Origin of the sequence: Paraburkholderia rhizosphaerae (genome assembly GCF_004366595.1) — a bacterium.
GTDB classification, from domain to species: domain Bacteria; phylum Pseudomonadota; class Gammaproteobacteria; order Burkholderiales; family Burkholderiaceae; genus Paraburkholderia; species Paraburkholderia rhizosphaerae.
On the sequence record NZ_SORE01000038.1, the window covers coordinates 34,019 to 51,162 of the forward strand.

Consider the following 17,144-nt stretch of genomic DNA (forward strand, 5'->3'; position numbering starts at 1 on the left):
GTCGGGCACTGGCCGATACACTGTCGCTTTGAACGCAAATTGCGCGACCCCCCTGTGATGAACTCGAGATTCGGCGCGATATTGACCGCGCTTGCCGCGGCCGCCCTGTTTGGCGCGACGACACCGATTGCCAAAGCACTGCTTGGCGCGACGTCGCCCTTCATGGTCGCCGGGCTGTTCTATTTGGGCAGCGGGCTCGGGCTCGGTATCGCGATCGTCGTGCGCCGATCGCGCACACCGGTGGGTGCGCGCAGCCATCAGCGTGTGAATCGTGACGGGTGGCCGTGGCTGATCGGCGCGATCGTCGCCGGCGGCGTCGCGGGCCCCGCGCTGCTAATGCTCGGGCTGTCGAGCACGCCCGCGGCGACCAGCTCGCTGCTGCTCAATCTCGAAGGCGTATTGACAGCAGTAATCGCATGGGTCGTGTTTCGAGAAAACGTCGACGTTCAGGTGTTTCTCGGCATGGTCTCGATTGTCGCGGCCGGCGTCGTGCTTTCGTGGTATCCGGGCGAAGCCGACATGCCGCTCGGCGCGTTGCTGATTATCGGCGCGTGCCTGTGCTGGGCGATCGACAACAACCTGACACGCAAGGTGGCGACCAACGATGCGATGGTCATCGCCTGCATGAAAGGGTTGTTCGCCGGTCCGGTGAACCTTGCAATTGCATTGATGACGGGCACGGCGTTGCCCGCTGCCGGTACGCTCGCCGTCGCGATGCTGACGGGGCTGGCCGGCTATGGAGTGAGTCTCGTGCTGTTTGTCGTCGCACTACGCCATCTAGGCGCTGCACGCACGGGTGCGTATTTCTCGGCTGCGCCGCTGTTCGGCGTCGCACTCGCGTTTGTGCTGTGGCCGGAATGGCCGACTGTGGCGTTTTGGGTCGCCGCGGTGCTGATGGCAATCGGAATCGCGTTGCATATCCGCGAGCGCCATGAGCACGCGCATACGCACCAATGGCTCGAGCATACGCATCGGCATGCGCACGACGAACATCATCAGCACGAGCACGACTTTCCGTATTCCGGCGACAAACCGCACACCCATACGCATGTCCATCCGCCGATCACGCATTCGCATGCGCATTTTCCGGACGCGCATCACCGGCATCGGCATTAGACGTCCAACTGAACAAAACCGCGCGACTTAAGGATGCCTGATTTCCGGCACGTCCCGGTTAGCGCTACGCGCAACACCGGTTACGTGAGTGCGCACAGCGCGATGTCAGAAGAGGCGCTTCGACGCGAGCGCACATCGATAGCTCGGCACCGGCGCTGCATACACCGCGCCTTCGTCATGGAAACGATAGTTGCCGTTCAGCCGGTTGAGCGTGTGGATCTGGCCGGTGAACGCGGCGCCGGTATGATCACGCGACTGCGTCGTCCATTTGATTTCCGTCTCCGACACATCCGCGCGCACGCCATTGACGGTAGCCGCATCGAGATCGACCGTCAGACTTTGCGAAACGGGCTGCCCTTGCACGGTCGTATTGCACAGCAGTGAAAATGGCTGATGTGTGGAGGCTTGTTTCGGCAATGAAGACGTGGATGAGCTTGCGGAAGCAGCGGACGACGAGGGCGCGGGCGTCATGATGCTATCCGGCCGCCTGACTTCGAACCCTGCTGCCTTGACGATTTTGACTGCCTGATCGACATCGACGGGTTGAGTTTTCCCCGCGATACAGTCTTTGATCTCTTCAATGCGGCGCTCGCACCCGCTCAGAAGCACCGATACCGCTACAGCAAGAAGCGCGATCTTGTGCATGGCCTACCCCAAGGCTATTGTCAGCTTCCCGACCGGTTTGAGTCCGGACTTTAATTATGCGACTGCAATTACATGATTCAAAGCGCGTCGTGACACAGCGTCATCATTCTTTGGACCATCGTGCTCGCTTCATTGAGTTCCATTTCGGCGGTGAAGAGCGCGGAAACACTTGAGAGCCGCACCGCGATTCCCGCGCTTTCCAGGTCGTACTGCGCAATTTTCAAAGCAAGCTGCCCCGTGCGGACACGTTCGAGCCAGTGCATTTTCGTTTCATTCTTGACAAGCCATTGACGGCAGCACTGTACAACATGATCGACGCGCCACTCCTGCGTCAGCGCGTACGATGCGGCCGCAATCGCGACAAGAAAACATAAGAGTTCCGCCCGCGCACGAGTGGATTCGGTGAATTCTCGTTCCATTTCCGTTGATGTCCCTATTTTCCCGTCCGGATTCAGGCTTTCAGCCGGCGCCAACGCGGACGTCCATGCGAGATTCAATCGGCTAATGTTAGCAGCAAGTGCGAACGCTACGCGTCAAACCGCGTCGGACATATTCGTGAAACAGACCATGGGAACGGCCGTAGCGCACGAGACCTGCAGTGCCGCCTCGAAGGCACTACACTTGCTCAATCGACCTGGTTGCCCGCCGCGGCATCTGGTGTGCCGCATTGCACTCTGCACTCCACTCTTGAACAAGGAGCCGTCGCTTATGTCCTCAGCATCCGATCTGGACCGCCTCGCGATCAACACCATCCGCACGCTGTCGATGGACGCCGTCCAGAAAGCCAACTCCGGTCACCCGGGCACACCGATGGCGCTTGCCCCGGTCGCCTTCCACCTGTGGCAGAACCATCTGCGGTACGACCCGGACGCGCCCGAGTGGCCGAACCGCGACCGCTTCGTGTTATCGGTCGGGCACGCCTCGATGCTGCTTTATTCGCTGTTGCACCTGTATGGCGTGAAAGAAGTGGATGCGCATGGCAAGCCGACCGGCAAGCCCGCAGTGTCGCTCGACGACATTAAACAGTTTCGTCAGCTCGATAGCAAAACGCCGGGTCACCCGGAATACGGGATGACCACCGGTGTCGAAACGACCACCGGGCCGCTCGGCCAGGGGCTCGGCAACAGCGTCGGCATGGCGATGGCCGCGCGCTGGAAGGAGGCGCACTTCAACCGGCCCGATGCGCAGCTCTTCGACTACCGCGTCTATGCGCTATGTGGCGATGGCGACATGATGGAAGGCGTGTCGCATGAAGCGGCGTCGCTAGCGGGACACCTGAAGCTATCGAACCTGATATGGATCTACGACAGCAACCGCGTGACGATCGAAGGGCACACGGATCTCGCGTATAGCGATGAAGTCGAATCGCGTTTTCGCGGCTACAAGTGGAACACGATGCACGTCGACGACGCGAACGACGGTGCGGCATTCGAAGCGGCGCTCGAACGCGCGAAGGCAACCGCGGACCGTCCGACCCTGATCGTGGTGAAGAGCATTATCGGCTGGGGCGCGCCGCATAAGCAGGACACGTCGGGCGCACACGGCGAGCCGCTGGGCGAAGAAGAAATCAGGCTTGCGAAGCGCGCGTACGGTTGGCCCGAAGATGCGCAGTTCCTCGTGCCCGATGGTGTGATGCAGCACCTCGCGCAAGGCATGGGCGCGCGCGGCAAGACCGCACATAGCGACTGGAAGAAGCGCTTCGACGCGTATGGCGAGAAGCACCCCGAACTCGCGAAAGAATTGTCGCTGATGCTCGCATCGAAGCTGCCCGATAACTGGGATGCGGATATCCCGGTGTTCGAAGCCGACCCGAAGGGGATTGCGACGCGCGAATCGTCGGGCAAAGTGCTGAACGCGATCGCGCAGCGTATTCCATGGATGATTGGCGGCGCAGCCGATCTTTCGCCGTCGACCAAAACGAATCTCAAGTTTGAAGGCGCGGGCAGTTACGAACATGACAGCTACGCGGGTCGCAATCTGCACTTCGGCATACGCGAGCATGGGATGGGCGCGGTCGCAAATGGTCTCGCGCTATCGGGCCTGCGCCCCTACGCGTCGACGTTCCTGATTTTCAGCGACTATATGAAGCCGCCGATTCGCCTGTCGGCGATCATGGAAGTGCCGGTCGTGTACGTGTTCACGCACGATTCGATCGGCGTTGGCGAGGACGGACCGACTCACCAGCCGATCGAGCAACTCGCGTCGCTGCGCGGCGTCCCGGGGCTGACGACACTGCGTCCGGCCGATGCGAACGAAGCGGGCGAAGCCTGGCGAGTAGCACTATCGCGTCCGCACGTGCCGTCATGCATCGTCGTCACGCGCCAGCCGCTGCCGACGCTCGACCGCAAGAAATATGCATCGGCCGAAGGCGTGCGGCGCGGTGCGTACGTGCTGGCCGATGCGGAAGGCGGCAAGAAGCCGCAAGTGCTGCTGCTCGCAACCGGCAGCGAGGTGTCGCTGTGTGTCGAGGTTTACGAGAAACTCAAGGCCGAAGGTATTGCGGCGCGTGTCGTGTCGATGCCGTCATGGGATATCTTCGAAACGCAGGATAAGGCGTACAAGGAGTCCGTACTGCCGCCCGACGTGCATGCACGCGTCGCGGTCGAACAGGCGGCCACGCTCGGGTGGGACCGCTACGTCGGCCGCCTTGGCTCGCAAATCGTGATGCATACGTTCGGCGCGTCCGCGCCATTGAAGGCGCTAAAAACGAAGTTCGGCTTCACGCCAGAACGCGTCTACGACGAGGCGAAGAAACAGATCGAGCGAGTGAAATCCAACGGCAAGGAGTGAACCATCATGCAGATTGGAATCGTAGGGTTGGGACGCATGGGCGGCAATATCGGACGTCGGCTGATGCGTGGAGGACACAAGTGCGTCGTCTATGACCACAATCCTCAGGCTACGGACGCGCTTGCGAACGAAGGCGCGACCGGCGCGAAGGATCTGCAGGACCTGGTCGCGAAGCTCACGGCGCCGCGCGTGGTGTGGCTGATGCTGCCGGCCGGAAAGATTACCGAGGACACGCTGGGCGATTTGCGCAAACTGCTCGGCAAGGACGACATCGTGATCGACGGCGGCAATACGTTCTACAAGGACGATATCCGCCGCGCCGCGCAGTTGCGCGAACAGGGGCTGCACTACGTCGATGTCGGCACGTCGGGCGGCATCTGGGGTCTGGAGCGCGGCTATTGCATGATGATTGGCGGCGAAGACGAGGTCGTGCGACGCATCGATCCGATTCTGTCGGTGCTTGCGCCGGGCCGCGGCGATATTCCGGCGACGCCGAACCGCGACAAGCGCGATGCGCGCGTCGAGCAGGGCTATATGCACGTGGGCCCGGTCGGCTCCGGGCATTTCGTGAAGATGGTGCACAACGGCATCGAGTACGGGCTGATGCAGGCCTATGCGGAAGGCTTTCATATTCTCGAGCACAAGGATATGGACGGGCTGCCCGAAGACCAGCGCTACCGGATCGATCTCGCGGATGTCGCGGAGGTGTGGCGGCGGGGCAGCGTCGTGTCGTCGTGGCTGCTCGATCTGACGGCCGGCGCGCTGGCGCAGGACAGTTCGCTGCAGCATTTCTCGACTGAAGTCGCGGATAGCGGCGAAGGGCGCTGGACGATCGAAGCCGCGATCGAAGAAGCGGTGCCCGCGCAGGTGCTGTCCGCGGCGCTCTATACGCGTTTCCGGTCGCGCGATATCGAGGCGTTTCCTGAACGTATGCTTTCAGCCATGCGATTTGGGTTTGGCGGACACAAGGAATTTCCGGTCAAGTAATTCACGCGGTTTACGTGGCGATCCGGCGTGCGCGTCGGATCGCCACTTATAAAACTCAAGAACGACTAACCAGCACCAGCGCGCAAAGCTATCTGTCACCCTCAAGGCGAACGGCGCCCCGGCCGATATAAGCCGATATCGAATTTTCGGCAATTTGATGCGCCGGCTCTGTCGCCGACCGGCGATACGATAGCCTTCACCAGGCTTACTCGCGGCGTCGACGAAGCGCACGACAGTCCCGCGGTTCGCGATCTGTGGGTGATTCACTTGAAGGATCACAAGGCCGTGCGGCTCGTAACCGGTAAGCCGCAGGGCAATGAAAAACCGGAACGGGTGCTCGCCGATATCGATCAGCCGATCTTTTCGCCGGACGGAGCGACCGTCTATTTCCTGACCGCGGCTAGCGCGTCATCGGCTGCCATCCATGCGGTGCCGGCCGCCGGTGGTCCGCAACGCTATGTGACCGACGGCAATGCGCTTTCCGTGGTGAACAAGGGCAAATATGTCGGTTCGCTACTGGTCGCGCAGCATCGCGTGATGAGCGGGCACGGATCATGGGACCCTCAGGTGCTGATGTCGCCGGCGGGCAAAACGATCAAGGTGGTCGGCGAGGATGCCAACGCGCTTCGAAGCGTAGAGGCCGAGCGGAATTGACATTCGGATGGCTTTTAAAGAAGCGCCATCACGATCGGGCGTTCGACTTGCGCCCGATCGTAAAACACCTTGAAGTCACGATTCTCTCTACTACCATTGATAGACAATTCTCAGAATCTTGACAATTCGCACAATTTGCATAGCTAATTTCCGTGAATTTCGAGCTATTTTCACCATTCTTTAGCGCACGCTCACGCAGTCTGGGTACACAGCTTCCGGGATTCATGGCCGAATAAACCACACGTTATGTGCGACGTTAACTATCTTCCTGCTTCAGGAGATCGGACTATGAAAAGCAAACTCGTTCTTTCTGCCATCGCTGCGCTCGTCGTCGGTGTGAGCTCTACCGTGTTCGCGCAAGACGCCGCCGCTCCTGATCAAAGCCAGGGGACGGGCCGCCAGCAAGTGATGCCGACCATGCCGCATCGCGACTGGCAGGAAGGCCAGCAGGTCCCGTCGAAATATCGACACTACAACTTCGTGATGAAGGACTGGAAGTCACATAACCTCGACGCACCGGCGCGCGGTCAGAAATGGCTTGGGGTCAACGGCGATTATGTGCTGGTCAGCACGAACAACTGGAAGATCGCGAAAATCGTAGCCGGCACACCGCAGTAATCCGCCGCTGTGATCCGCCGCAGGGACCCGCACTGACTGACGCTGTGTGATCTACGATCGGCGCTGGCGTAACGGTGCGCCCGCTCGCCGGTCAGCTTGCATCATCGCATCGATTGGCTCGACGCCGCCCACGCTGATCGGCAGCTTGCCGTGACATTCTGCGGGCGCGGGCGGATGCTATGCACCGGTGTATTCGCTATTGGACGAGTTTAGTGCGAAGCCGCGTGTACTCGTCTTCCGTCAGGGATCCTGTCGATTTCAACTTGTCGAGCTTCTCGAGTTCATCGGCGACGCTAAAGCCCACCACCTGACGCAATTCGTCACGCGCCTTTTGCGCCCGCTCGTGGTTGCGCTCGGCCATCCTTCTGCCTTGCGTCAGGATATAGGCGAATACGCCGATATAGGGCAAGACAATCAGAAAAATCACCCATATGACTTTCATAAATCCGGAAATATCGTGCCGGCTGAACAGGTCTCCCGCTATCGTGATGAACAGCCAGAACCACAATATGAACATGAATATCGAAAAGACATCGATAATGAAGCCGGAAAACGTGAAGCCATTTGTTAAAATCATGGATGCTCTCCATCGGTTGCGTGAGGAAACTTCCTTGACGCTACAAGAGCACGGTCAATCGCGCGCGGTTCAGGCGCGGCTGCGGTTACGTTCACGTGCGGCAGGCAGCGCGACGCCCATCGAGATCAAATCCACGCCGAGAAACAGCGAAAGCAGGCGCAGCGGCACATCAGGAAAGTGTGCCGCCAGATAAACGGCGAGCAGGAACGACAGCCCCGCGCTGACCAGGCCGACGATGTTGATCGTCATCTCACGCTCGATCGATGCAACCACCTTGAAGAAACCGTCGAGCACGAAAAATATCATCAGCATCACGGTGAGACCCTGCGTACGCACGCTGTCGTTCGACAGCATCAGGATGCCGATCAGGATCGGCACGACGACCGGCGGAATCCTCCGAACGAATTGCCAGCCGCTCGTTGAAAAAAGACTCAACGCATGCACGAAGCCGCAAAACAGCAGCATCCTCGCGATAAAAACCGTTCCGAGAAAAGAGCTGGTTGCCAGCGGGACCACAATACAGACAATTCCCGCGAGCACGAGAAGAGAGGAGCTTGCAATGGGAAAAATTGCGCGTGTTTTCATATTCGAACGTAACTGCACATGACTCGTTATATCCAACTTACATGTGTGCCTGTCGAAATATGCGTTCTAGCAAAAACCTGGCGTGCCACTGCCAATCGCGGAAGTATAGTGCGTGCTTCCTCAAATACAAGCGCATACATGGGAAGCTGCGCGCATCCCGCACCGTCAACGCGACACGCTAAAGCCGATGCGCGCAACCCAGCGATGCTGGTTGTAGTCGAGGATATCTTCGCCATAGCCGTTGAAGTACTGCACAAACAGATAGCCCGCCGCTGCGCTGCCGAACAGCTTGGCAAGCGGATAGGTGAATTGCGTATCGATGCTGCCGTACGTCGATTTCGTGCCTTTTCGCATCGTCGCCGCGAGCTGCCAGCCATCCGGACTGCCGTACGTGACCTTCAGGTCCACATAGCCGCGATAGTCGGTGATATTCCCGTTCTCGCCGGCGATATGCTGGTACCAGTAGACTTTCGGTTCGACCTTGAAGTGATTTGCGGTGAGGTCGCCGAACTCGAAGATCGGCTTGACGAACAGGATGTCCACACCGCGCGATTCTTCTCCGTCGCGGCCGTTCGACTCGTGCTCATAGCCGGCCATCATGCCCAGCCTCGTGAACCAGCTGGCCTTCCAGCCGGTGTCGGGCAGGTAGTAGAACAGCGCCGGCATATAGCTGGTATCGCGAAACGGCGCGGAATACTCGCCGAGATCCCATAGCGAACTCTGCGTGTACCCGAAGTAGAGGTTGTCGAAGAAGCTTCGTGAACGCGGATCTTCCGGCAGGATGAAACGAAACATGAAGCTGATCTGAAACTTCGCGAGGTTATGGCCGTGCGAATCCCAGCCATCCGCAAAGAACGTCGGCTCGTACGGGGAGATCCGTCCCGCGAGGAAGCGGCCAAGATCCGGAATCAACGAATTGCTCGGCTGCACGGCGGATGGCGGCATGGCCGCGGCGAGCGCTGCATTGCCCGGCACCGCCTGTCCGGGTGCAGCCGTCGCATTGGGCGCCGACGCGGCGGCAGCGGGGGCGGCGTTCGCCGTCGCCGGTGTCGTCGCACTCTCATTCGTACTCGCCGGTGCTGCGGCAGTGGTGCTCGCTGTGGCCGGCGCGGCATGGTCAGGCTTGCGCGTGAGCAACACCACCGAAGGCGACACATCGACGCCGGGCACATCGATTCTGAGTGCGCCGCGCGCCGAGTCCGGCCACGCCGCGCTATAACTGACCGCCTTCATTTCGCCGGCCGCGAGGCGCAGATGCTCGGGCGCGCCGGGGACGCGGGTCAGCGGCACGATCAGAGGCAGGGCCTCGCCATTGGTCAGCGTAATGTTCAACGTGCGCGGCACATCGAATGACGTGCCGGACGGCGCATCGCCCGAGTACACAATGGTCACGACCAGCGGTTCGTCCGATCTCGCTTCGCGCGGCGGGCGCAAAAAAGATACCGCTGCGGAGCTCGCCGGCACATGGCCCGCGAAGGTCGCCGCGGCAAGCGCCACGCACGCCGCCGCTTTTCTCCACGCCATCCTCGCAGTCGGAACCGCCCGGGAACAGGATTCCTCACGAACTGCCAGCCTGATCGCCACGTGACCTCCTTGTATCGCCACAACGATTCGCAGCGTGAGCGCCGTAGAACAAGCATCAACGGTCGGTCGCGTAAAACCGGGAGCGATCTCATGAAAGCGTCTATTCGCGGTCGCTCGATGGAGACTCGGATTGTGGATCTCAACGACTATTCATTCTGAATTCTTCGATTCCTGAATTCGATACTAACAATAACGGTGCTTCACAAGGTGTGAATTGTCAAATTTTCCTCGGTACAACTGTTGTTCGCGTGAACGATGCACGGTGGATGCATCTCGCGGTCGGCATCGATGACGACGCAGGTCATGCTTGACGGACGCGATCGCTCGAGTTCGCGGACGGTTCCGCTGAACCACGCGCGAATGTGGCGAAAGTTCACAATTGTTGTCAAACCGTATGCGGGGTCGTCCTTATACTCCAGTCCGTTTCTGTTCAATAAACGGTCTTTCACGCCTTTCGAACTAGATGACTTCGGCCCCTGGTTAACATTTAACGATAAAGCATGGTGGGAGACGCGTAGTCGGTCACTCGCAGCGCGAGCCGATTTTTTCGCGCGCACGCAATGACTTTGGAAAGAGGCATGCATTGCGGCGATCGGCCATTTTCCCAAATATTGCAGGTTAAAGGACCCGCCATGAATATCAACGATGTGAAAAACAAAGCGCATTCGATACCGTTGACGAGCCCGGCTTATTCGCGCGGCCCGTATCGTTTTATCGATCGCGAATTTCTGATCGTCACCTATCGCACCGATCCGGAAAAGCTGCGCGAACTGGTTCCGGAGCCGCTGGAAGTGGATATGGACAATCCGCTCGTCAAATACGAATTTATCCGGATGCCCGATTCATCCGGATTCGGCGATTACACAGAATCCGGCCAGGTGATCCCGGTCATGTTCCAGGGACGTCGCGGCGCCTATGTGCACTCGATGTATCTCGACGATCATGCACCGACGGCGGGCGGCCGCGAGATCTGGGGCTTTCCGAAGAAGATGGGGCATCCGTCGCTGACCGTCGACGCCGACACGATCGTCGGCGAACTTCGCTACGGCAAGGTGTTGGTTGCAACCGCAACCATGGGCTACAAGTTCGAAGCGCTGGATAAGTCGGCCGCCAAGGCGACGCTCGAAGCACCTGGCTTTCTGCTAAAGATCGTGCCGCATGTCGATGGCAGTTTGCGTGGTCTGGAACTCGTCGAGTACCGCTGCGAGGATGTTGAGATCAAAGGCGCATGGAGCGGTCCGGTCGGGCTCGAGTTGTTCTCGCATGCACTCGCTCCGGTGAAGGATCTGCCGGTGCTTGAAATCGTGTCGGGTGCGCATATTCTTGCGGACTTGACGCTCGGCCTCGGTCACGTCGCGTATGACTACCTCGCGGATTCGCAGCGGCACTCGGCGCCGCGCAGCGCGCACGAGCGCGCGAGAGAGGTGGCGGTCGCGGCGTAGTAACCGCCCGCACAGTCGGCGACGGTCACGACGATCACGGCAAGGGGAGGGCACGAGGGTGCCCTCCGGTCTCATCTTTGACTCATGTGCGCAACACGAGCGGCGCGAACACGTCGGTGACGCGCTCGTGCCGCTCCAGCTCCCACAACACATGCAGGGCGTCGTCGGCGGACGCAGTGCCGATCATCGGCACCACGTTCTTCCTGAATTTGGCCGCTAAGTCGGCACGCTGCATCGGCCGCGTCGCGAAACCCGGAATGTCGTCGACCCGCTTGCTGAACGTCTGGCCGTCGTCGCGTGTCGCGGTGACGACCGTCGCGTAGTACTTCGGGTAGAGCTTCGACATCCGCGGCCGCGACGACACGTTGCGCATGAGCGATTTCCGCGTCGGTCGAGCGGAATACCGCGTTGGCAAGCGCGATCTGGCTCGGGTGCATGCAACTCTTGCCGATGAAGCCCAGATTGCGCGCGAGTTGCGCTTCGACGCGGAAGCCGGCTTCGTCCTTGATGTCGGTGAATGCGCAGTCGTATGCGAAGACACCGGCTTCGCCCGCGGCGAGCGACAGCATGAACATCGCCCGCTGCACGGCGGCCGATTCGCGGCGCGCGACGCCGAGCGGCTCAAACAGATCGGCAAGCCCAAGTTGCAGCCCGCGCACGCGTTCGTGCGCGCGAACATCGTCGGTGCATCGCGCGGATTCGGCAGATTGATCAACGCCACGTCGGGTTGCGCCACCGCGGCGAGATCGGCGGAGCTGCATTCAGAAGCGCCCACCGCTGCGGGCATGCGGGTCGTAGCGCGTGCCGCTAGTGCAGGGGCTCGTCGCGTGCGCGCGTGAAGTCGTGGAAGGCCGAGCGAAACGGGGGCGGGGCGCCCCTCCGTCCGTTGCAGGCAACCGAGGGCGGGACATGCGCCGCCCGTTCGAATCGTGAAGGGAAGCGATGGTATCGCTCGCAGCGTCGACGTACGTGCCCGTGAGCCGCGCGACGCATGTGCGAGAGGCGCATTTGTGCCGGGCATACTGTCGACAGGTCATGGAATAAAGCAACGCGATTTGTGTTCGCCAAGATGAGTGGGACTCCTTTGAGGTAACCCGCGAACCTCCGGCGAGGCCCGCCATGACCGCGAACCCGACACCTTGCATACTTTCTTCAGTTGCTCAGCGCCGATCATTGTCGGCCGAGGTCCGATCCCGAATTCGCCCCCGAACCTTCGAGCCGTTATGATATGACCATTGAAGTCCGACGCTTTGCATATCGCCGAGAATTCGCTCAACAGACCCAATGGCACGAAACCGCGCGCGAATTCGGCATGTACAGCGACGCAGATCCCGGTTGTTCATTGGGCTCGGAGTTCCGCGCGTGGCAACTTGGGCGCGTTTTTTTTCTGGCGGGAGACGTCCGCGGGCAAACGCTGACGCCGATGTCTGCGGACGCGTCGCAGTGGTCTGCCGACTACGTGTCGATCAAGCTGATCACCGGCGGTGAAATGTGGATCGAGGAGACGAGCGCAACGCACCGGATCGGGTCAGGCGATTTCGTGTTGCTCGATGCGCAGCGACCTTATAAGGCGATCACTCCCGAACGCGCAACCGGATTCGTCATGAGAATGCCGCGTCAGGCATTGATGGAGCGGGGCTTTCGCACAGCACTGGACCATGTCCGGCTTCCCGATCTTTCCTCACCCGATGTTCAGTTGGTTCGCGCGCTGATCGAATGTGTCGGAGGACTGTCTCGAAGGCCGAGTGCCGATGTGATGCAACGCGTTAGCGATCAACTGCTCGACCTGATGGATATTGTCCTCGAACGGCCAACCGCAAGTGGCCGTCGACGCACGGCCGCGGCTATGGTCCGCCAGGCCAAACAGTTCATCGCCCGGCACGCGGGTGACCCGGACCTGACGCCCGCGCTGATTGCGGCCCATGTGTGCATTTCCAGCAAGCACCTGGGGCGCCTGTTCAGCGCTCAAGGTGGTTCGTTGATGCGATATGTGTTGTCCGTCCGCCTTGAACAGGCGGCGCGTCTGCTTAAGGCGACGCCGTGGCATCGCAATCTGGTCCAGCAGATCGCGTATCAGTGCGGATTCTCCAGCGCGTCTCACTTCAGTCACGCGTTCAAGCGGCGGTATGGCGTCGCGCCGGCCGATGTGTTCGGTTCGCCGCATTTTCCAGTTGAACCGCGAGCATCGGTGCCAACCGAAATCTGAGCGGCTTTCGCCGCGTCTGGGCCCTTCCAGCCGCGCACTCTACCGGGCAGCCGACTATCCTCGACGAGCTTGACCTCAGCGGGTACCCCTGCGCGATCCGGGCATCGCTGAAGACGAAGCGTCAGAGGTGTGCGAGTTCCAATGCGCTTCTCGCACATGCATCGCGCGGCTCAGGTGCACGTACGTCGATGCAGTGGCAGATACCATCGCATCCGTTCCCGATTCCGATGACCGGTGCATGCCCCGCCTTCTGTTGCCTCAAACGCTCTGCGCAAACGCAATGAAACTGGCCCTATTCTCGATGCGCGAGTGCCTGGACCAGCCGTATCCGCATAATGCAAAACTGCGCGCCGAGGGTAGTCGGATTCATCGCGGCCCGAATGCGATCGGGCCCGATTCAGGTTTTATCCGCGTAACGCATGGGCGCTGAAGCTAAAGTCCTGATCGTCGAAGCGGATACGTCGGAAGCCGAAATATTGTGGCGCGAACTCCGCCAGGCGGGACATGAACCGCTCGTCGCGTTTTCAGTCGAGCGCGCGACACTGCTGATCGCGCAGGAATGCCCTCGCGTAATACTGATGCGCCCCAAACTGCCGGACGGATCGGGTATGTCGCTAATCAACGGTATACGCGCGCAGGCAGCAACCAGCCGGTTGCCGATCATCGTGCTCGGCGACGAAGCGGCCGGCGAGGACGAGTGCATTCGCGCGCTGGAGAAAGGCGCCGACGCCTATGTGAAAAAACCATATGGTATTCGGGAGTTGCTGGCACGCATTCAGGTCGTGCTGCGCCCTGTCGAATATCGCCAGATGCGCCGCCGGGTGTCGTTCGAAACCCTGTCCATGGACCTGGATGCGCGCCGGGTATGGGGGCGAACCGGACCGGGTTCAGTCGACGAAGTGGAGTTGAAGTTGGTCCCGACCTGCTACAGGCTCCTGCGTTTTTTCGTCGAAAATCCTTACACGGTGCTGTCGCGCAAAGACATTGTCAACAACGTCTGGTTCGGCAAGGCGCTCAGTGGAGGCATTATCGACATCTACATCAATCAGCTCAGGGACGCGCTGAAGCCGCTGCAAGCTAGCATTACGATCCGGACAGTGCGCGGTGTCGGGTTTTGTCTGTCGAAGCCAACCGGCGCCGCCGCGGAAGATGCAGGTGCAGAAATAGCCGACGTGGCGGACGATGCGGTCCGCGGCGCCCGGACCGATCCCGAGCCTCCCGTGCAAACGCTGCACGGCGCGCGAGCGGGCAAGCAACCTGATCCGCCGGTGCTGATCTCCAATCTGGATGCCGCGATAGAGAAGATCCACCAGTTGCAGTCGCTGTTGCGACGAAAATCGAGGGAAAACGAGTTGCTGCGTAATGCGATCGAGGCCGAGCAGTTGGCGTCGCAAGGTTCCGCAACTGTCCGTCCAAAGAACAGGAAGTTGCCAGGCCATTGAACCGAAAGAGCCATATGCATGAGCAAGTGACGCAAACAGCGGGACACAAGCAAGCGACCGAATAGAAAGGGGGTGTCTGCTGTTCTGTACTCGTCGGGCTTGCGCGCCGCCGGATTGACGCGATACCTGTGCGGCCATCCGATGCGGTCAAACATACTTACTTTCGCGGTGATGAAATGCGCAAACGGGCAATTGGAAACGTGCGTCCTACAATAAACTCTCCATGCTGCGCCAGGTTCCTCGATCGCGTCGGACGCCGCATTGAGCGCGATGGAACCCGCTTGACGCTCGGCCCGGCAACAGGCGAGTGACAGAAAGAGGAAAGGGGACATGCCCGTGAGAATTTTTGAATGCAGGCCAGGCGACTTGAAACGAACGTATCGACATGACAAATTTCCCGGAAAGGTCACCTTTCGATTTGCCCTTCATCGACCCGACAGAAAGCGCGCTGCGCGCACTCGACACGCTTAGCTCGTTTGTACGGACGTTACAGCAAACGAAGCCATCCGCGACCGAGCGCCAGATTGCCACCTGCGCAGACCAGATTGCCCGCTTGCTCGCGAGCGGGCGCCTGGACCAGATCTCTGCGGGTGTCGACCCTGACGACCTGCTTGAACGGCTCGCGCACTTCGCTAGCCGACTCAGCAAATGGGCGCTGGTTCAGAGGCGGGGTATCGCTCAATACGACGGAGCACAGCGCGCGCTATCGTGGGCCGCAACCCATGTTGTCCATGTAACGCCGTCCGCCAATGCGAAGCCGCGCGTCATCTCGATGCTGCTCAACAGCTTTAGCAAGCGTCCACAGGACAACGCCTGCGAGGCCGCAGTCAGTTCGTTGGCTCGACATCTGAGCGGCAGCCGGTGGACGAGGGTGGTGCGAAACATGAATGCGCAGGAGCTTGCAAACAGCCTGAACGCGCTGGGCAAGTGGCCTGACGACAACGCATGCAATAAGGCGGCGCTCAAGCTGGCCGAGCGTATCGGCAATGAAGATGACGGGCTACGTGGAGAACTGAATGCGCAGAACGTAGCCAACAGCCTGAACGCACTGAGCAAGTGGCCGAACGAGGCAATCTGTGAACAGGCGGCGGTCAAGCTGGCCGAGCGCATTGCGAACGATGGTGACGGGCTGCGCGGTGAGTTCAATGCACAGAACGTTGCCAACAGCCTGAACGCGCTGAGCAAGTGGCCGGACAATCGCGGCTGCCGTGACGCGGCGGTCGCGCTGGGTAAGCGCATTGGGGACGACAGTGACAGGCTGTGTAGCGAGCTGAACGCGCAACACGTTGCCAACGGCCTGAACGCGTTGAGCAAGTGGCCGGACGATGCGACGTGCGGATACGCGGCGATGAAGCTGGCCGAGCGCATTGCGAGCGACGATGGCAGACTTTGCGGCGAGTTCAATGCGCAGGAGCTTGCAAACAGCCTGAACGCGCTGAGCAAGTGGCCGGATGACGACACGTGCGGCAGGGCGGCGATCAGGCTGGCGGGCCGCATTGCAAACCGTGATGACAGGGTGCGCTTCGATCTGAATGCGCAGAACATGGCCAACAGCCTGAACGCACTCAGCAAATGGCCAGACGATGTAACCTGCAGTCAGGCGACGGCGAGGCTCGCTGAGCGCCTGGCAAGCGACGGTGATGTCTGCCGCGGTCTGAATGCACAAAACGTTGCGAACAGCCTGAATGCACTGAGCAAGTGGCCTGACGATGCGTCATGTAGACAGGCGGCGCTGAAGCTGGCGCAACGTATTGCGAGCGACGACGACAGGCTGCGCGGTAACCTGAATGCGCAAAACGTATCGAACAGTCTGAATGCGTTGAGCAAGTGGCCGGACGACGCAACCTGCGCACTGGCCGCGCAGCAGCTGGGCCAGCGCATTGCGAGCGACGACGATGTGCGCTTCGATATGAATGCTCAGGAGGTTGCCAACAGCCTGAACGCGTTGGGCAAGTGGCCGGACAATGCGGCATGCGGTCATGCGGCGGTGCAGCTGGCCGGGCGCATTGCGGTTGACGATAACGTGCGTCGCGAGCTGAAGGCGCAGGAGCTTGCTAACAGCCTGCACGCGCTCGGCAAGTGGCCGGACAGCGCAACGTGCAAACAGGCCGCGGTAATGTTGGCCGAGCGCATTGCGATCGACGACGAGATGCGTGGCGAGATGAATGCGCAGGAGCTTGCTAACAGTCTGCACGCGCTGAGCAAGTGGCCGGACGATGCAGGCTGCACGCAGGCGGCGGTGCTGCTGGCTGAGCGTGTTGGGAAATGACGCCGACGATGGGCGCGTCGTTGGGGAACGCGTAGGACGGGCGTTGTGCCGGCGGGCGGCTTTGGCGCGGGGTTTTACCTGTTGTGGGACTGGGATATTTTAGTTGACATAATATAAATTATCAATATTCAGACTGTAACGGCCATTTAGTAATGTCTGGTTTGAGCCAGTTAGAAATGTCCGGTTCGGGGCTCCGCGAGGCGCATGCTGTGGCGCGCGCACACGACGG

16 protein-coding genes and 1 pseudogene are annotated in these 17,144 nt (G+C 60.4%); 10 read left to right on the forward strand and 7 right to left on the reverse strand.

Annotation, left to right across the window (positions count from 1 at the left end; genetic code table 11):
• Positions 1–57 precede the first annotated feature (57 nt).
• Positions 58–1,116 (forward strand): DMT family transporter, encoded by a 1,059-nt coding sequence (locus BX592_RS31160; RefSeq protein ID WP_134197136.1) that lies wholly within the window; start codon positions 58–60, stop codon positions 1,114–1,116.
• A gap of 105 nt (positions 1,117–1,221) precedes the next feature.
• Here the strand turns inward: BX592_RS31160 and BX592_RS31165 are convergent, their stop codons facing one another.
• Both BX592_RS31165 and BX592_RS31170 read right to left on the reverse strand, forming a co-directional pair.
• Entirely contained in the window at positions 1,222–1,761 is a 540-nt protein-coding gene (locus BX592_RS31165) for a hypothetical protein (RefSeq protein ID WP_134197137.1), read from the reverse strand.
• Between the two features lie 77 nt (positions 1,762–1,838).
• A complete protein-coding gene (locus BX592_RS31170) occupies positions 1,839–2,180 on the reverse strand; it encodes a hypothetical protein (protein ID WP_134197154.1) in 342 nt (113 codons plus the stop codon).
• Between the two features lie 289 nt (positions 2,181–2,469).
• On the opposite strand from BX592_RS31170, the gene tkt reads away from it, so the two are divergent.
• From tkt to BX592_RS31190, 4 genes are all read left to right on the forward strand, one after another.
• Positions 2,470–4,551 (forward strand): transketolase, encoded by a 2,082-nt coding sequence (gene tkt, locus BX592_RS31175; RefSeq protein ID WP_134197138.1) that lies wholly within the window; start codon positions 2,470–2,472, stop codon positions 4,549–4,551.
• Positions 4,552–4,557: 6 nt separating this feature from the next.
• A complete protein-coding gene (gene gnd / locus BX592_RS31180; RefSeq protein WP_134197139.1) occupies positions 4,558–5,538 on the forward strand; it encodes a phosphogluconate dehydrogenase (NAD(+)-dependent, decarboxylating) in 981 nt (326 codons plus the stop codon).
• A gap of 258 nt (positions 5,539–5,796) precedes the next feature.
• Positions 5,797–6,192, forward strand: coding sequence for a TolB-like translocation protein (locus tag BX592_RS31185; protein ID WP_166676518.1), 396 nt, complete (start codon positions 5,797–5,799; stop codon positions 6,190–6,192).
• A gap of 288 nt (positions 6,193–6,480) precedes the next feature.
• On the forward strand, positions 6,481–6,810 hold the full coding sequence (locus BX592_RS31190; protein WP_134197140.1) for an RcnB family protein: 330 nt from the start codon (positions 6,481–6,483) through the stop codon (positions 6,808–6,810).
• Between the two features lie 196 nt (positions 6,811–7,006).
• Here BX592_RS31190 and BX592_RS31195 read toward each other — a convergent pair whose 3' ends face one another.
• From BX592_RS31195 to BX592_RS31205, 3 genes are all read right to left on the reverse strand, one after another.
• On the reverse strand, positions 7,007–7,387 hold the full coding sequence (locus tag BX592_RS31195; protein WP_134197141.1) for an SHOCT domain-containing protein: 381 nt from the start codon (positions 7,385–7,387) through the stop codon (positions 7,007–7,009).
• A gap of 69 nt (positions 7,388–7,456) precedes the next feature.
• Positions 7,457–7,972 carry a DUF308 domain-containing protein gene (locus tag BX592_RS31200; RefSeq protein WP_134197142.1) on the reverse strand — a complete coding sequence of 172 codons (516 nt, stop codon included), beginning with the start codon at positions 7,970–7,972 and terminating at the stop codon, positions 7,457–7,459.
• A 165-nt stretch (positions 7,973–8,137) separates the two neighbouring features.
• The gene (locus tag BX592_RS31205; protein ID WP_243849816.1) at positions 8,138–9,364 is read right to left on the reverse strand and encodes a phospholipase A; all 1,227 of its coding nucleotides are present in this window, start codon (positions 9,362–9,364) and stop codon (positions 8,138–8,140) included.
• Between BX592_RS31205 and BX592_RS34705 the strand changes: the two genes are divergently transcribed.
• Complete coding sequence (locus tag BX592_RS34705) at positions 9,357–9,560, forward strand: hypothetical protein (protein ID WP_243849817.1); 204 nt, start codon at positions 9,357–9,359, stop codon at positions 9,558–9,560. The two genes, BX592_RS31205 and BX592_RS34705, sit on opposite strands and share 8 nt — an antisense overlap.
• Before the next feature lie 628 nt (positions 9,561–10,188).
• Positions 10,189–10,998: an acetoacetate decarboxylase gene (locus tag BX592_RS31210; protein ID WP_134197144.1), complete on the forward strand. Its 810-nt coding sequence runs from the start codon at positions 10,189–10,191 to the stop codon at positions 10,996–10,998.
• Between the two features lie 82 nt (positions 10,999–11,080).
• Here BX592_RS31210 and BX592_RS34710 read toward each other — a convergent pair whose 3' ends face one another.
• Together BX592_RS34710 and BX592_RS34715 are read right to left on the reverse strand one after the other, a co-directional pair.
• Positions 11,081–11,371, reverse strand: a complete 291-nt coding sequence (locus tag BX592_RS34710) for a hypothetical protein (protein WP_341804911.1) — start codon at positions 11,369–11,371, stop codon at positions 11,081–11,083.
• A gap of 31 nt (positions 11,372–11,402) precedes the next feature.
• Positions 11,403–11,759, reverse strand: a pseudogene (locus tag BX592_RS34715) (aldolase/citrate lyase family protein); the annotation flags it as partial.
• Positions 11,760–12,154: 395 nt separating this feature from the next.
• On the opposite strand from BX592_RS34715, the gene BX592_RS31220 reads away from it, so the two are divergent.
• From BX592_RS31220 to BX592_RS31230, 3 genes are all read left to right on the forward strand, one after another.
• Positions 12,155–13,204 carry a helix-turn-helix domain-containing protein gene (locus BX592_RS31220; RefSeq protein WP_134197146.1) on the forward strand — a complete coding sequence of 350 codons (1,050 nt, stop codon included), beginning with the start codon at positions 12,155–12,157 and terminating at the stop codon, positions 13,202–13,204.
• Between the two features lie 419 nt (positions 13,205–13,623).
• A complete protein-coding gene (locus BX592_RS31225) occupies positions 13,624–14,646 on the forward strand; it encodes a winged helix-turn-helix domain-containing protein (protein ID WP_134197147.1) in 1,023 nt (340 codons plus the stop codon).
• Between the two features lie 385 nt (positions 14,647–15,031).
• Entirely contained in the window at positions 15,032–16,915 is a 1,884-nt protein-coding gene (locus BX592_RS31230; RefSeq protein ID WP_134197148.1) for a hypothetical protein, read from the forward strand.
• The last annotated feature ends 229 nt before the right edge of the window (positions 16,916–17,144 follow it).

Coding starts and splice junctions, on each gene's coding strand:
- gnd (WP_134197139.1), top strand. CDS start 4,558: ATGCAGATTGGAATCGTAGGGTTGGGACGCATGGGCGGCAATATCGGA.
- BX592_RS31230 (WP_134197148.1), top strand. CDS start 15,032: ATGACAAATTTCCCGGAAAGGTCACCTTTCGATTTGCCCTTCATCGAC.
- BX592_RS34710 (WP_341804911.1), bottom strand. CDS start 11,371: ATGCGCAACGTGTCGTCGCGGCCGCGGATGTCGAAGCTCTACCCGAAG.
- BX592_RS31190 (WP_134197140.1), top strand. CDS start 6,481: ATGAAAAGCAAACTCGTTCTTTCTGCCATCGCTGCGCTCGTCGTCGGT.
- tkt (WP_134197138.1), top strand. CDS start 2,470: ATGTCCTCAGCATCCGATCTGGACCGCCTCGCGATCAACACCATCCGC.
- BX592_RS31165 (WP_134197137.1), bottom strand. CDS start 1,761: ATGCACAAGATCGCGCTTCTTGCTGTAGCGGTATCGGTGCTTCTGAGC.
- BX592_RS31210 (WP_134197144.1), top strand. CDS start 10,189: ATGAATATCAACGATGTGAAAAACAAAGCGCATTCGATACCGTTGACG.
- BX592_RS31160 (WP_134197136.1), top strand. CDS start 58: ATGAACTCGAGATTCGGCGCGATATTGACCGCGCTTGCCGCGGCCGCC.
- BX592_RS31195 (WP_134197141.1), bottom strand. CDS start 7,387: ATGATTTTAACAAATGGCTTCACGTTTTCCGGCTTCATTATCGATGTC.
- BX592_RS31225 (WP_134197147.1), top strand. CDS start 13,624: ATGGGCGCTGAAGCTAAAGTCCTGATCGTCGAAGCGGATACGTCGGAA.
- BX592_RS34705 (WP_243849817.1), top strand. CDS start 9,357: ATGGTCACGACCAGCGGTTCGTCCGATCTCGCTTCGCGCGGCGGGCGC.
- BX592_RS31200 (WP_134197142.1), bottom strand. CDS start 7,972: ATGAAAACACGCGCAATTTTTCCCATTGCAAGCTCCTCTCTTCTCGTG.
- BX592_RS31170 (WP_134197154.1), bottom strand. CDS start 2,180: ATGGAACGAGAATTCACCGAATCCACTCGTGCGCGGGCGGAACTCTTA.